General features: G+C 71.6%; 12 protein-coding genes. 4 read left to right on the top strand and 8 right to left on the bottom strand.

Translation table 11 applies throughout. The features are described from left to right. Nucleotides 1-115 precede the first annotated feature (115 nt). The 3 genes from JGS39_RS31510 to JGS39_RS31500 all read right to left on the bottom strand — a co-directional run bounded on the left by JGS39_RS31510 (nt 116) and on the right by JGS39_RS31500 (nt 2,348). Nucleotides 116-349: a hypothetical protein gene (locus JGS39_RS31510; RefSeq protein ID WP_219573157.1), complete on the bottom strand. Its 234-nt coding sequence runs from the start codon at nt 347-349 to the stop codon at nt 116-118. 414 nt (nt 350-763) lie between these two features. Then, nucleotides 764-1,759 (bottom strand): aldo/keto reductase, encoded by a 996-nt coding sequence (locus JGS39_RS31505; RefSeq protein WP_219573156.1) that lies wholly within the window; start codon nt 1,757-1,759, stop codon nt 764-766. 64 nt (nt 1,760-1,823) lie between these two features. After that, the gene (locus JGS39_RS31500; RefSeq protein ID WP_219573158.1) at nt 1,824-2,348 is read right to left on the bottom strand and encodes a PadR family transcriptional regulator; all 525 of its coding nucleotides are present in this window, start codon (nt 2,346-2,348) and stop codon (nt 1,824-1,826) included. A 101-nt stretch (nt 2,349-2,449) separates the two neighbouring features. Between JGS39_RS31500 and JGS39_RS31495 the strand changes: the two genes are divergently transcribed. Beyond that, complete coding sequence (locus tag JGS39_RS31495) at nt 2,450-3,226, top strand: alpha/beta fold hydrolase (protein WP_219573155.1); 777 nt, start codon at nt 2,450-2,452, stop codon at nt 3,224-3,226. Between the two features lie 121 nt (nt 3,227-3,347). Here JGS39_RS31495 and thpR read toward each other — a convergent pair whose 3' ends face one another. From thpR to JGS39_RS31480, 3 genes are all read right to left on the bottom strand, one after another. After that, the gene (gene thpR / locus JGS39_RS31490; RefSeq protein ID WP_219573154.1) at nt 3,348-3,911 is read right to left on the bottom strand and encodes an RNA 2',3'-cyclic phosphodiesterase; all 564 of its coding nucleotides are present in this window, start codon (nt 3,909-3,911) and stop codon (nt 3,348-3,350) included. A 166-nt stretch (nt 3,912-4,077) separates the two neighbouring features. Continuing rightward, nucleotides 4,078-5,412 (bottom strand): MFS transporter, encoded by a 1,335-nt coding sequence (locus JGS39_RS31485; protein WP_219573153.1) that lies wholly within the window; start codon nt 5,410-5,412, stop codon nt 4,078-4,080. Nucleotides 5,413-5,506: 94 nt separating this feature from the next. Further along, nucleotides 5,507-5,947 carry a MarR family winged helix-turn-helix transcriptional regulator gene (locus tag JGS39_RS31480; RefSeq protein ID WP_219573152.1) on the bottom strand — a complete coding sequence of 147 codons (441 nt, stop codon included), beginning with the start codon at nt 5,945-5,947 and terminating at the stop codon, nt 5,507-5,509. A gap of 144 nt (nt 5,948-6,091) precedes the next feature. Between JGS39_RS31480 and JGS39_RS31475 the strand changes: the two genes are divergently transcribed. Next, nucleotides 6,092-6,298, top strand: coding sequence for a ribbon-helix-helix protein, CopG family (locus tag JGS39_RS31475; protein WP_148019339.1), 207 nt, complete (start codon nt 6,092-6,094; stop codon nt 6,296-6,298). 45 nt (nt 6,299-6,343) lie between these two features. On the opposite strand, the gene JGS39_RS31470 is transcribed toward JGS39_RS31475, so the two are convergent. Continuing rightward, a complete protein-coding gene (locus JGS39_RS31470; protein ID WP_219573151.1) occupies nt 6,344-7,798 on the bottom strand; it encodes an NCS2 family permease in 1,455 nt (484 codons plus the stop codon). Nucleotides 7,799-7,985: 187 nt separating this feature from the next. Here JGS39_RS31470 and JGS39_RS31465 point away from each other — a divergent pair, with 187 nt between their 5' ends. Both JGS39_RS31465 and JGS39_RS31460 read left to right on the top strand, forming a co-directional pair. Continuing rightward, nucleotides 7,986-8,279 (top strand): DUF2530 domain-containing protein, encoded by a 294-nt coding sequence (locus tag JGS39_RS31465; protein WP_219573150.1) that lies wholly within the window; start codon nt 7,986-7,988, stop codon nt 8,277-8,279. Between the two features lie 115 nt (nt 8,280-8,394). After that, nucleotides 8,395-10,878 (top strand): HAD-IC family P-type ATPase, encoded by a 2,484-nt coding sequence (locus JGS39_RS31460; RefSeq protein ID WP_219573149.1) that lies wholly within the window; start codon nt 8,395-8,397, stop codon nt 10,876-10,878. Between the two features lie 110 nt (nt 10,879-10,988). On the opposite strand, the gene JGS39_RS31455 is transcribed toward JGS39_RS31460, so the two are convergent. Then, on the bottom strand, nt 10,989-13,283 hold a 2,295-nt coding region (locus JGS39_RS31455; RefSeq protein WP_219573148.1), incomplete at its 5' end, for a molecular chaperone Hsp90.

Raw genomic sequence — 13,283 nt, 5'->3', positions numbered from 1 at the left:
GCGCCACCAGGAGGGCCGCGACCAGCGCCGTACCTCCACCGGCGAGCCAGGTGGCCGCCCCGGTCCCGCATCCGCCGGTTCCGTCCACCCTCCCCTTCCAGCCGTCGATGCCGGCCTACCCGTTCCCGCTCCCGCTCCCGGGCGGACCGCAGCCCCCGGCCACGCCCCAGCGGCTGCGCATCGCCGGGCGGGCGTCGCGCGGCAAAGCGGCCTCCACCCGGACCGTGGCGGCCACCTGGCTCGCCGGTGGAGGTACGGCGCTGGTCGCGGCCCTCCTGGTGGCGCTGTGCTCCCCGGCCGGCACGGAGGGGGTGCTCGCCGGCGCCGTACTCGCCTGGCTGCTGGGCATGGCGGGAGCCCAGGGGTTCACCAACATGTTCGACCCGCGGGAGAAGTCGCTCTTCACCCGGCTCGTCTCCGCGCTCCTGCTCGCCGTCCCCCTCGGCGTGGGCGGTGCGGCCATCGACAACGCGGCCAGGGACGAGCTCTCCGGGCGCTACCTCGTGATCGCGTTCGCGGCCTGCGTCGCCGCGCTGACGGTGGGGGTACTGATCGCGGACCAGCTCATCGCCCGCCTCCGCCTGTCGCCGCGCGCGGCGCTGATCCTCTCCATGAGCGGCTGGATCAACGGCGTCGCCGCCTGGGCGGTACTCGCCCACCGCTCCCCGCTCGAAACCGTCGGCGCGGTGCCGGTCGCCTGCGGCGTATGGCTCGTCACCGCCGCGCTGCCGGGCTGGATCCTGGGCCGTCCGGCCGGCCGGACCTACCAGGCGAAGGCCTCCGGCGACGGGCCGGGGCCCGGGAAGATCTCGTCGAGGCCGGCCAGCACCTCGTCCGAGAGCTCCAGGTCGACCGCGCGCACCGCGGACTCCAGCTGCTGGAGGGTGCGCGGACCGCTGATCGGGCCGGTGACGCCGGGACGGGTCAGCAGCCAGGCCAGGCCCACCTCGCCCGGCTCCAGGCCGTGCTTGTCGAGCAGGTCCTCGTACGCCTGGATCTGTGCCCGCGCCACGGGGTCGGCGAGCGTCTCGGCGGACCGGCCGGTGGTCGAGCGGGCGGAGCCGCCCGTGCTCTCCTTGCGGATCGCGCCGCCGAGCAGTCCGCCGTGCAGCGGCGACCACGGGATGACACCGAGGCCGTACTCCTGCGCGGCCGGGATGACCTCCATCTCCGCGCGGCGCTCCGCGAGGTTGTAGAGGCACTGCTCACTGACCAGACCGTACGAACCCCGGCGCTGCGCCGTCTCGTTGGTCTGCGCGATCTTCCAGCCGGCGAAGTTGGACGAGCCCGCGTAGAGGATCTTGCCCTGCTGGATCAGGACGTCGACGGCCTGCCAGATCTCGTCGACCGGGGTGTCCCGGTCGATGTGGTGGAACTGGTACAGGTCGATGTGGTCCGTCTGGAGCCGCTTGAGGCTGGCGTCGACGGCACGCCGGATGTTCAGCGCGGAGAGCTTGTGGTGGTTGGGCCAGGCGTCGCCGTCGGCGGCCATGTTCCCGTACACCTTCGTCGCCAGGACCACCTTGTCCCGGCGCTCGCCGCCCTGGGCGAACCAGGTGCCGAGGATCTCCTCCGTGCGGCCCTTGTTCTCGCCCCAGCCGTAGACGTTCGCGGTGTCGAAGAAGTTGACGCCCGCGTCGAGTGCGGCGTCCATGATCGTGTGGCTGTCGGACTCATTGGTCTGCGGACCGAAGTTCATGGTGCCCAGTACGAGGCGGCTGACTTCGAGTCCCGTGCGTCCCAGATGTGTGTACTTCATGGGGCCCAAGCCAACGCCTTCGAGTCCGCTCGAAGCAAGCACCCGCCCACATCCGCGCGGACGGTCAGTCCTCCAGTCCGGCCAGGGTCTCGGCCAGCCAGCCCAGCTCCGCCTCACTGGTCGCGCGGGCGATCCTCAGCAGGCCCCGGCGGAAGGGGTCGCCGAACGCCTCGGCGCCGAGCGGCCGCTCCCCCTCGTAGAAGAAGCTGCTGGGCTCCTCCAGGAACGACAGCCGCCTGCGCAGTACGGCGGCCTGCTCGGCCGGGTCCGTGAGGTGGCGCAGGAAGGCGAGGACGGTGAACCAGCGGTTCTCGTCGCTGATGTCCAGGTCACCGGCCTCACGCAGCCGGCGGAGCAGTTCGTCACGGCCCCCGTCGGTGAGGGTGAGGGTGTGCCGGGGCGCGGCTCTGGTGCCGGGTTCGGTGCGGCGGTCGAGCAGTCCGGCGCGCTCCAGCCGCTTGATCGCGGGGTAGAGGGTGCCGTCGGCGATCGGACGCACATGGCCGGTGAGGTGGGCGACCCGCCGTTTCAGTTCGTACCCGTGCAGCGGCTGCTCGTACAGAAATCCCAGGATGGCCAGTTCCAGCATTCCCGTATCTTCCCCCACGCCGTTATACCTCGATGCCGATGTATAGTCTCACCGATACTTACGAGAGCAGCGAAATCAGCGGCGGGATCCGAGGAGGAGACATGCGGGACGCACAGGTGACGGCCGGCGGCGCGCGTATCCGGTGGGTGGAGATCGCGGGCCACGACGCCGCCGCACCGCCCCGGCTCTATCTCCACGGACTCGGCGCCTCCAGCGGCCCCTACTTCACGGCGAGCGCCACCCACCCGCTGCTCGCCGGCGGCCGCGCCCTGCTGATGGACCTGCTCGGCTTCGGCATCAGCGACCGGCCCACGGACTTCGGCTACACCCTGGAGGACCACGCGGACGCCGTCGCGGAGGCGCTGGAGACGGCCGGGGTCCGGGAAGCGGAGGTCGTCGCGCACAGCATGGGCGGCGCGGTGGCGATCGTCCTCGCGGCCCGCCACCCGCACCTGGTGGCGCGGCTGGTGCTGGTGGACGCGAATCTCGACCCGGTCGTCCCGTCGCCGGTGCCGCCGGCGGGCAGCAGTGGCATCGCCGCGTACACGGAGGAGGAGTTCCTGGCCCACGGCCGGGACGAGGTCCGCGAGCGGGTGGACGCGCACTGGTGGTCGACCATGCGGCTCGCCGGGCCCGAGGCCCTGCACCGCAGCGCGGTCAACCTGGCACGCGGGACGACGCCGACGATGCGGGAACTCCTGCTGGAGCTGCCGGTCCCGGTGACGTACCTGCGCCCGGAGAACGCCGGACCGCTGCCCGGCGAGGACGCGCTCGCGGCGGGCGGGGTGCGCGTGGTCGCGGTCCCGGACTGCGGGCACAACATCATGCTCGACAACCCCGGGGCGTTCGCGGAGGAGACGGCGCGGGGGTTCAGCTGAGGCAGGCCGTCATCAGCCGACCGCGGCCGCCACGGCGACGACGGCGAACATCAGCACGAGCACGGCTGCCATGATGCGGTTTCTGGTCTTCGGGTCCACCCGTCGAGCGTAACCGCCCCGCTCAGCGACCCAGGCCCCAGGCTCGCACCACCTCGTACCCGGGCTGCTCACCGGGTACCCCGTCCACGGGCAGGATGCTGCGTACGAGACTGAGCTCACCCGCCTCCCAGTGCAGGCCCTCGAAGCCCTCCAGGGCCGCGGTGAACGGGGTCAGGTCCGCCGGGACGCGGCTGCGGGCCAGGGTCAGGTGCGGGGTGTAGCGGCGGTGCTCCTCCATAGGCACCCCGGCCCGGCGCGCGGCGGCGTGGGCGCGCTCGGAAAGCAGCCGCAGGGTGTCGAGCGCCCCCGCGGCCCCCGCCCACAGCGCCCGCCCGTCGAACCGGCCGCTGCCGTGGACGCGCATCCCGAACGCCCCGGTCCGGTGCGCGGCCCGCTCCAGCCTGCTGTACAGGTCGGGCAGCAGCTCCTCGTCGACCTCCCCGAGGAAGGCCAGCGTGTAGTGCCAGCCCGGGGTCCCCGTCCAGCGCAGGGTATCGGCGCCGGGCAGGGAGCGCAGCGGGACCACCGCACGGCGCAGCTCCTCGACGGCGGGGGCCGGTGGCAGGACGGCGGCGAAGAGTCTCATGCGGCGAGTCTGGCAGTCCCGGCGTTCCCGGCCTCCGCGCGCGCCGTCGCACTACGCGGCGGCCCAGGCCCGTGTGGCAGCGGGGGGGGCCTGCCACGCCACGCGATACGGCCCCGTACCGGGTTTCCCCGGTACGGGGCCGTATCGCGTGGCGTACCGGCGGCTCTCAGGCCGCCGTCGCCAGCTGCTCGCGCGGGACGAACCGCACGTGCGGGCGGCCCGGACGCAGGTCGACCTTGAGGCGCAGACCTCCGACGCGGGCCAGCATGAAGCCGACGCCGAGCGCGGCCACCAGGGAGAACGCCCCGCCGACCGCCATGCCGGTGCGGACGCCGTACGCGTCGCTGATCCAGCCGACGATCGGGGCGCCCACCGGCGTACCACCGGCGAAGACCATCATGTACAGGCTCATCACCCGGCCGCGCATGGCCGGGTCCGCGGCCATCTGCACGCTGGTGTTCGCGCTGATGTTGGTCGTCAGGCCGATCATCCCGATCGGGACGAGCAGGATCGCGAAGATCCAGACGGACGGTGCCATGGAGGCGATGATCTCCAGCACACCGAACGCCGTACCGGCGGCCACCAGCATCCGCAGCCGCGAGGACCGGCGGCGGGCGGCGAGGAGTGCGCCGGCCAGGGAGCCGGCCGCCATCAGGATGTTGAAGAACGAGTACATCCCGGCGCCGCCGTGGAAGATCTCGTCCGCGAAGGCCGTCAGCCAGATCGGGAAGTTGAATCCGAACGTGCCGACGAACCCGACGAGGACGATCGGCCAGATCAGCTCGGGACGCCCGGAGACGTAACGCAGCCCTTCGCGGAGCTGCCCCTTGGCGCGCGGGATGACGACGGCCTTGTGCAGTTCGCTCGTACGCATCATCAGCAGGCCGACGAGCGGTGCGAGGAACGACAGGCCGTTGAACATGAAGGCCCAGCCGCTGCCGACCGAGGTGATCAGCACACCCGCGACGGCGGGACCGACGAGCCGGGCGGACTGGAAGTTCGCCGAGTTCAGGCTGACCGCGTTCCGCAGCTGGGCGGGGCCGACCATCTCGGAGACGAACGCCTGGCGGGCCGGGTTGTCCACGACCGTGACCATGCCGAGCAGGAAGGCGATCAGGTAGACGTGCCACACCTGGACCACACCGGAGAGCGTGAGGACGGCGAGCGCGATCCCGCACAGGCCGAGTGCCGCCTGGCTGACGAGGAGGAGCTTGCGCTTCGGGAGCCGGTCGGCGATGACGCCGCCGTACAGGCCGAAGAGCAGCATGGGGAGGAACTGGAGTGCCGTGGTGATACCGACGGCGGTTGCGGACCCGGTGAGGCTCAGGACGAGCCAGTCCTGCGTGATGCGGGACATCCAGGTACCGGTGTTGGAGATCACGGCGCCGGTTGCGAACAGGCGGTAGTTGCGGATCTTCAGCGACGAGAAGGTCCCGCCGGGCTTGCTCTCGTGGGTGGAAGTCGGTGCGGGGGCGGAGTCTGCTCCGGATCCCGTACTCAAAAGGGTTCGCCTCCTCGGGCGTGGACATTGCGCTGACTGACGGGGATGCGGCGGTGGGGCGGTGCGCCGGTTCGGTCCGGCGCGGCCCGCTCCGCTACAGGTGGGCGAGCTTCTCCAGCACGGGCGCGGCGTTGCGCAGCGTCTCCCACTCGTCCTCGTCCAGGCCTTCGGCGAGGGTGGTCAGCCAGGCGTTCCGCTTGGAGCGGCTCTCGGCGAGCATGGCTTCGGCCTGCTCGGTCTGGCTGACCATCTTCTGACGACGGTCATCGGGGTGCGGTTCCAGTCTGACCAGTCCCTTGGCTTCCAGCAGCGCGACGATGCGGGTCATCGACGGCGGCTGCACATGCTCCTTGCGGGCCAGCTCACCGGGGGTGGCCGAACCGCAACGCGCGAGTGTGCCGAGCACCGACATCTCGGTGGGGCTCAGCGACTCGTCGACGCGCTGGTGCTTGAGGCGCCGGCCGAGCAGCATGACGGCGGAACGAAGGGAGCTCACGGCGGCGGCACTGTCGCTGTCGTGGATCAGGTCAGGCATGTTTGTTAGCGTAACTCATTACCCAACCTAAAGACACTCGGTGGTACACGCGCGAGGCCCAGATCACCAATCGATCACCCAAACGAGTGAGTCGATTCCGGAAAGTCACGCGCGTCGGGCCCGCAGGACGTAACCCTGCTTGCCATGGGATCGACAGTGCTCAGCCTGCGGATAGACGGTGAGCTGCTCGACCGGCTCAAGCAGCACGCCGCCAAACGCGGAATGAGCGTCCAGGACTATGTGGTCCGGACGCTCATTCGCGACGATTTCGACGAGCGCTTCCAGGCGGCCGTCGACGAGACGGAGAAGTTCTACGGAGCGGAGGGGGTCACGGCCGAGGAGGTCACCTGACGGAGACCCCCGGGCCGTGAGCCCGCGCCCGTACCCCTCCGGGGATCACGTGAGGCCGAGTGCCGGCATCGCGTAGTAGAAGACGAAGACCGCCGACACCACATACATGGCCACCGGCACCTCACGACCCCGTCCGACGGCCAGCCGCAGCACGCAGAACGTGATGAAGCCGATCCCGATGCCGTTGGTGATCGAGTACGTGAACGGCATCATGACCATGGCCAGGAAGGCCGGGATGGCGAGCGTGTAGTCGCTCCAGTCGATATCCCGCACCGAGCCGGCGATGATCAGGAAGCCCACCGCCAGCAGGGCCGGAGTGGCCGCCTGCGAGGGGACCATGGTCGCCAGCGGTGTGAGGAACAGCGCCGCCGTGAACAGCAGACCCGTGACGATGCTCGCGAAACCGGTGCGGGCCCCCTCGCCGACGCCCGCCGTGGACTCCACGAAGCAGGTGCCCGCCGACGCGGAGCTCGCACCGCCCGCGGCGACCGCGATGCCGTCGACGAACAGCACCTTGTTGATGCCCGGGAAGTTGCCGTCCTTGTCGGTCAGCTTGGCCTCGTCGCCGACGCCGAGGATGGTGCCCATCGCGTCGAAGAAGCAGGACAGCAGCACGGTGAAGACGAACAGGACGCCGGTGAGGACACCGACCTTGTCGAAGCCGCCGAACAGGCTGACATCACCGATCAGCCCGAAGTCGGGCGAGGCGACCGGGTTGCCCGGCCACTCCGGAACGGTCAGACCCCAGGCCGCGGCCGGCAGGTCGGTGACCGCGTCGATGATCAGCGCGACGCCGGTCATCGCCACGATGGAGATCAGGATCGCGCCCGGCACCTTGCGGACGATCAGCGAGAGCGTGAGCAGCGCGCCGAGGATGAAGACCAGGACGGGCCAGCCGTTGAGGTGACCGTCGTTGCCCAGCTGGAGCGGGACGGTGGTGTGCGCGAGGTCGGGGATGCGGGAGACGAAGCCCGAGTCGACCAGGCCGATCAGCAGGATGAACAGGCCGATACCGATCGCGATGCCCTTGCGGAGCGAGGTCGGTACGGCGTTCATCACGCGTTCCCGCAGGCCGGTCGCGACGAGCAGCATGACCACGACGCCCGCGAGGACGACCATGCCCATCGCGTCGGGCCAGCTCATCCGGGGGGCGAGCTGGAGGGCGACGACGGTGTTGACGCCGAGGCCCGCGGCCAGCGCGATCGGCACGTTGCCGATGACGCCCATGAGCAGGGTGGAGAACGCCGCGGTCAGCACCGTCGCGGTGACCAGCTGGCCACTGTCGAGCTGGTGGCCGTACATGTCCTTCGCGCTGCCGAGGATGATCGGGTTCAGCACGATGATGTACGCCATCGCGAAGAACGTGGCGAAGCCACCACGGATCTCGCGCGCGACCGACGACCCCCGCTCGGAGATCTTGAAGAAACCGTCCAGGCCGCCGGCGGGCCGGGGCGACGGAGGCGGAGTGGGGTCGACCGGAGCGGTGGCCGAGGGGGACATGTATGACCTCAGTCGTGCGTAGAGGGGGGTTAATTCTGGTCAGCTTTGGACCTTCGTACGAACAATTCACGACAGTCGTAAGCAGATTCAGTATGAATACATAAGGCAAAGATCGCTATCTCCGCGCGTAGACCCTTGCGCCGACTGGGCTGACCAGCTTTATGTACGCCGCGCATACACTGGCCGCATGGCGAAGTGGACACCGAAGCACGAGGCACCCGAGCCCCTGGAGGGGCCGGTCGTCGCGACCATCACCGGCGGCACGATCCTCTGGTTCGTCCTCTTCCTGGCCCAGCTCCCGTTCTACGGCTGGTTCGACGACCACGGGCACCTGTGGTGGGTGTGGACCTGCCTGGCCGGCGCCGGCCTCGGGCTGATCGGCATCTGGTACGTCCGTGGCCGCGACGCGGCACTCAAGCGGGCCGCCGCGGCCACCGCGTCGCAGGACGATTCCGGCGACACCCCGCCCGCCACCGCCTGAGCGCGGACCGCCCCACCGCTCCCGTACGACCACGGGACCATTCCCCTCCTCCCCCGGTCTGATCTTCCGACTGCTCGGTGGGTGAACCGGACGTTCCGCCCGTACCGTCGGAACCATGACTCAGCGGGCACTCGATCCCTCCGGGGACCAGCCGACAGGTTCCTCCGGACCTCCCGGCACCGGCCGGCCGGTGAAGATCGACGCCGGTTCCGAACTCGATCCGGTCCACCCGGTGGACCTGCCCGCCCCGGCCGCCGCCCGCGGACTGACCGCGGCCGAGGTCGCCGAGGCGATCGCCCGCGGCGAGGTCAACGACGTACCCGTGCGCTCCTCCCGGTCCGTGACCGAGATCGTCCGCGCCAACGTCCTCACCCGGTTCAACCTGATCATCGGCGTGCTCTGGGTGATCATGCTGTTCGTCGCGCCGATCCAGGACAGCCTCTTCGGCTTCGTGATCATCGCCAACACCGGCATCGGCATCGTGCAGGAGTGGCGGGCCAAGAAGACCCTGGACAGCCTCGCGGTCATCGGCGAGGCGAAACCCACGGTGCGCCGGGACGGGGTGGCGGCCGAGGTCTCCGTCTCCGAGATCGTCCTCGGCGACCTCGTCGAGCTCGGCCCCGGCGACAAGGTCATCGTGGACGGCACGGTCACCGAGGCCGACAGCCTGGAGATCGACGAGTCCCTGCTCACCGGCGAGGCCGACCCGGTGCTGAAACGGACCGGGGACCCCGTCATGTCCGGCAGCTTCGTCGTCGCCGGCGGCGGCGCCTTCACCGCGACCAAGGTCGGCCGCGAGGCCTACGCCGCGCAGCTCGCCGAGGAGGCCTCCCGCTTCACACTCGTCCAGTCGGAGCTGCGCAGCGGCATCTCCACCATCCTCAAGTACGTCACCTGGATGATGATCCCGACCGCGATCGGCCTGATCATCAGCCAGCTCGTCGTCAAGGACAACAACTTCAAGGAGTCGGTCGCCCGGACCGTCGGCGGCATCGTCCCGATGATCCCGGAGGGCCTGGTCCTGCTCACCTCGGTCGCCTTCGCGATCGGAGTCGTACGGCTGGGGCGCAAGCAGTGCCTGGTCCAGGAACTCCCCGCCATCGAGGGGCTGGCCCGGGTCGACGTCGTCTGCCTGGACAAGACCGGCACCCTCACCGAGGGCGGCATGGACGTCACCGAGGTCCGCGCGCTGAACGGGACGGACGACCCGTACCTGCGCCGCGTCCTCGGAGCCTTCGGCGCCTCCGATCCGCACCCCAACGCCAGCCTCCAGGCCATCATCGACACCTACCCGGTCCCCGAGGACCAGGCGTGGACCGTCACCCAGGCACTGCCGTTCTCCTCGGCCCGCAAGTACAGCGGCGCCGCCTTCGACGAGGGTGAGAGCCGGGCGTCGTCCTGGCTGCTCGGCGCCCCCGACGTGCTGCTGCCCGAGGCGGACCCGGCGCTCACCGAGATCGAGCAGCTCAACGAGCAGGGCCTGCGGGTCCTGCTGCTGGCCCGGGCGCGGGGCTCACTCGACGCCCCGGACCTCGCCGACGGGGCCGTGCCGAGCGCGCTGGTCGTCCTGGAACAGCGGCTGCGGCCCGACGCCGGGCAGACCCTCGCCTACTTCGCCGACCAGCGGGTCGCCACGAAGGTGATCTCCGGGGACAACGCCGTCTCGGTCGGCGCCGTCGCCGCCAAGCTCGGGCTGCCGGGCGCCGAGCACACCCTGGACGCGCGCAAACTGCCGGCCGACCCCGACGCGATGGCCACCGCCATGGAGGAGAACGCGGTCTTCGGCCGCGTCACCCCGCAGCAGAAGCGGGACATGGTCGCCGCCCTCCAGTCCCGCGGCCACACCGTCGCGATGACGGGCGACGGCGTCAACGACGTCCTCGCCCTCAAGGACGCCGACATCGGCGTCTCGATGGGCTCGGGCTCGGAGGCGACCCGGGCGGTCGCCCAGATCGTGCTGCTGAACAACAGCTTCGCGACGCTGCCGTCCGTCGTCGCCGAGGGCCGCCGGGTCATCGGCAACATCACCCGCGTCGCCACACTGTTCCTGACGAAGACCGTCTACTCGGTGCTGCTGGCCGTCCTGGTCGTCTGCTTCCAGGTCGAATACCCGTTCCTGCCCCGCCATCTGACCCTGCTGTCGACGCTGACGATCGGCATCCCGGCGTTCTTCCTGGCCCTGGCGCCGAACAAGGAACGGGCCCATCCGCACTTCGTGCGCCGCGTCATGCGGTACGCGATCCCGTCGGGCACCATCGCGGCCGCCGCCACCTTCGCGATGTACCTGATCGCCCGGAACCACTACTCCGGTACGGGCGCCCTGGACGCGGAGACGAGCGCGGCCACGCTCACGCTGTTCCTGGTCTCGATGTGGGTCCTGGCGATCATCGCGCGCCCCTACACCTGGTGGCGGATCTGCCTGGTGGCGGCGATGGGCCTGGCGTTCGTGATCGTGCTCATGGTGCCGTGGCTCCAGGACTTCTTCGCCCTGAAGCTGGTGGGCACGACGATGCCGTGGACGGCGGTGGGCATCGCCGTGGTGGCCTCGGTCGCCCTGGAGTACGCCTGGCGCCTGGTGGGCCGCCGCTTTCCGGCGTAGCGGCGGTCCGGGGGCCGCCCCTGGGGCCTCTCGTCCGGATCATGCCGGGCTCGTGTGGCCCGGCCCCTGATCCGGCCTGATCCGGCCTGATCCGAACGAAAGACCCGGGCTCAGTCGAACCAGCGGTCCCGGGCCAGTTCGTCCGTGCGGGACGGGTCCTCCAGCAGGGCCGCGACCTCGAAGCGGCGCGGCCACTGGCCCGCCGCCCAGGCCAGGCCCGCCGCGACGCCTTCCAGCGTCGAGGCGTGGACGACGCCGTCCGGGGTGCGGCGCCAGTCCAGTTCGGTGCCGCCCGCCCGCAGCTCGCCGTGCTCGACGTACGTGTCCGGGGTGCCGGCTCCGAGGAGGATCCGGACCGGGTCCGGGACCTGGTGCTCCTCGCCCTCGGACGTCACCTCCGCCTCGACGCTCTCGCCGAGCCGCCGCACCTGGAACAGCTCGGCCAGCTCCGCCGCGCTCGCCGGGGCGACGGGCAGCAGCGCCACTCCCCCGGTCAGCGGCAGCAGGTCCGGGGCGTCCGCGATCATCGCGTCCGCCGCGTCGACGACCCGCACCTCGCCGTCGACGACGGCCCGCAGCTCGTCCGGCAGCGTGACCTGCTCCGGGTCGAGCTCGGCGAGCGCCGTGTACAGGGAGTGCAGCTGCACGGGGCCGACCGGGCGGTCCTCGTCCGCGAGCCGCCCGAGGAGTTCGGCCGCACCGCCGGGCTCGTCCAGCAGCGCGGCGACCGAGGTCCGTACCCCGAGGGCGCGCAGCACCTGCGCGTCGTCGAAGCCGGTCGCGTCGGCGGAGTCGTACAGGCCCGCGAGGCGGGGGTCCCCGCCGTGGGCGCGCAGACCGGCCGGGCGGCGGCCGTCCAGCACCGGGTGGTCGCGCAGCCACCAGGCGGTGTACGGGCGCACGGACTGCGTCGTGCCGTCCGGGAGCAGCACGCGCACCGGCTGGGTCAGCGCGTCCCGCAGCGGCGGCCTGGCGAGCAGGGCGAGCGCCTGGGGCCAGGCGTCGTCGTCGACGAGGTCGAGGTCGCGGACGGCGACGATCTCGGTGGCGACCGGCGGCACGGGGGTGTCGGGAAGCTGGTCGAGGATGTCCTCGCACCACACGTCGACGGCGTCCAGCAGCCCGGCGTCGTCGGGTTCGGCGTAGTCGCCGTCGCGGGGCTCCAGTTCGTCCGGGTCCAGGACCACGTCGGTGGCGCGGACGAGCGCGAACGTGGCCAGGACGCCGCAGGCGGTGAGCGGCTGTTCGCCCCAGCGGTCGGCCAGTTCCTCGTCGCACAGGGCGATTTCGCCCTCACGCACGACCGCGGCGAACGGGCTGCCCGGCAGCACCAGTTCACCGGCCGGTGCGAGCTCGCCGTCCTCGTCGGGCAGGGCGAGCGCACCGAGCCAGGGCTCGTCGCCGGGTGCCAGGTCGGCGTCCCGGACCAGGGTGAGGACGGTCTCCACGAGCTCGTCGCCGTCCAGCGCGTCCTCGTCCCAGATCTCGCCCGCGTCCAGCGAACCGGCGACGGCGGCCCGCACCTGCGGGGTCGTCAGCACGGCGCGCGGCGTGGCGGGAAGGGCGCCCAGCTTCTCCAGGAGCGGGTGCGCGGCGTCCGGGTGCGCGACCTTCAGCCCGAGCCGGCCGAGCCGGTCCAGGACGGGACCGGTCAGTGCGTCGGGCAGCGGGAGCAGGATCTGCCGGGGCCCGATCGTCGTACGCGGGACGGCCGGCGCATCGGGGTCCGGGCCCTGGGACTCCGTACCGGCGAGCGGCACCGGAAGGCCGGACAGCCGGTCCGGCTCGACGCCGGCCAGGCTGTCGTACAGCCGCCGCCACCAGCCCGGGCCGCGCTCCAGGCCCGCGAGCCGGTCGATCGCCTCGGTCAGCGGCACCCGGGCGACGCCGAGTGTCCGCAGTTCGACGCGGCGCTCAAGTCCCGCGGGCAGCAGGCACGGCAGCACCTCGGCCAGCACGGCGACGGTCTCGGCCCCGACCCCCTCCAGCACCTCGGCCTCGATCGGGCGCAGCGCGGTGGTGGCCTTGCGGGCGCTCTCCGTCCCCGCGTCCCAGCTGTCCCACCGGTCGGGTTCGGCGGCGGGGTCGCGCGGGGCGGCCGGTTCCAGGAACGCGACCCGCGGCAGCCGCTCCAGCACGGCTCCCCGCAGCGCGCCGTCCAGTTCGCCCTTGCCGAGCGGTCCGGGCACGAGCCCGATCGTCGCGACGGTCACCGGCTGCCAGTCGGCGAGCAGTTCCGCGTACGCGTCGGCCGCGCGCTCCACCAGGAAGTCGGTGAGCGGACCGGGTGCGGGGTGCCGGCGGGTGGTGTCCAGCGGCAGCGAGGCGATGAGCAGCGCGGGAAAGCCGAGCGGTTCGTCGGTGGGCGTCGGGGCGTGCACGACGGGGGCGGTACGGGGGTGGAC

Source organism: Streptomyces poriferorum, from assembly GCF_019399235.1.
GTDB lineage: Bacteria > Actinomycetota > Actinomycetes > Streptomycetales > Streptomycetaceae > Streptomyces > Streptomyces poriferorum.
This window is presented reverse-complemented; position numbering and strand designations above follow the sequence as displayed.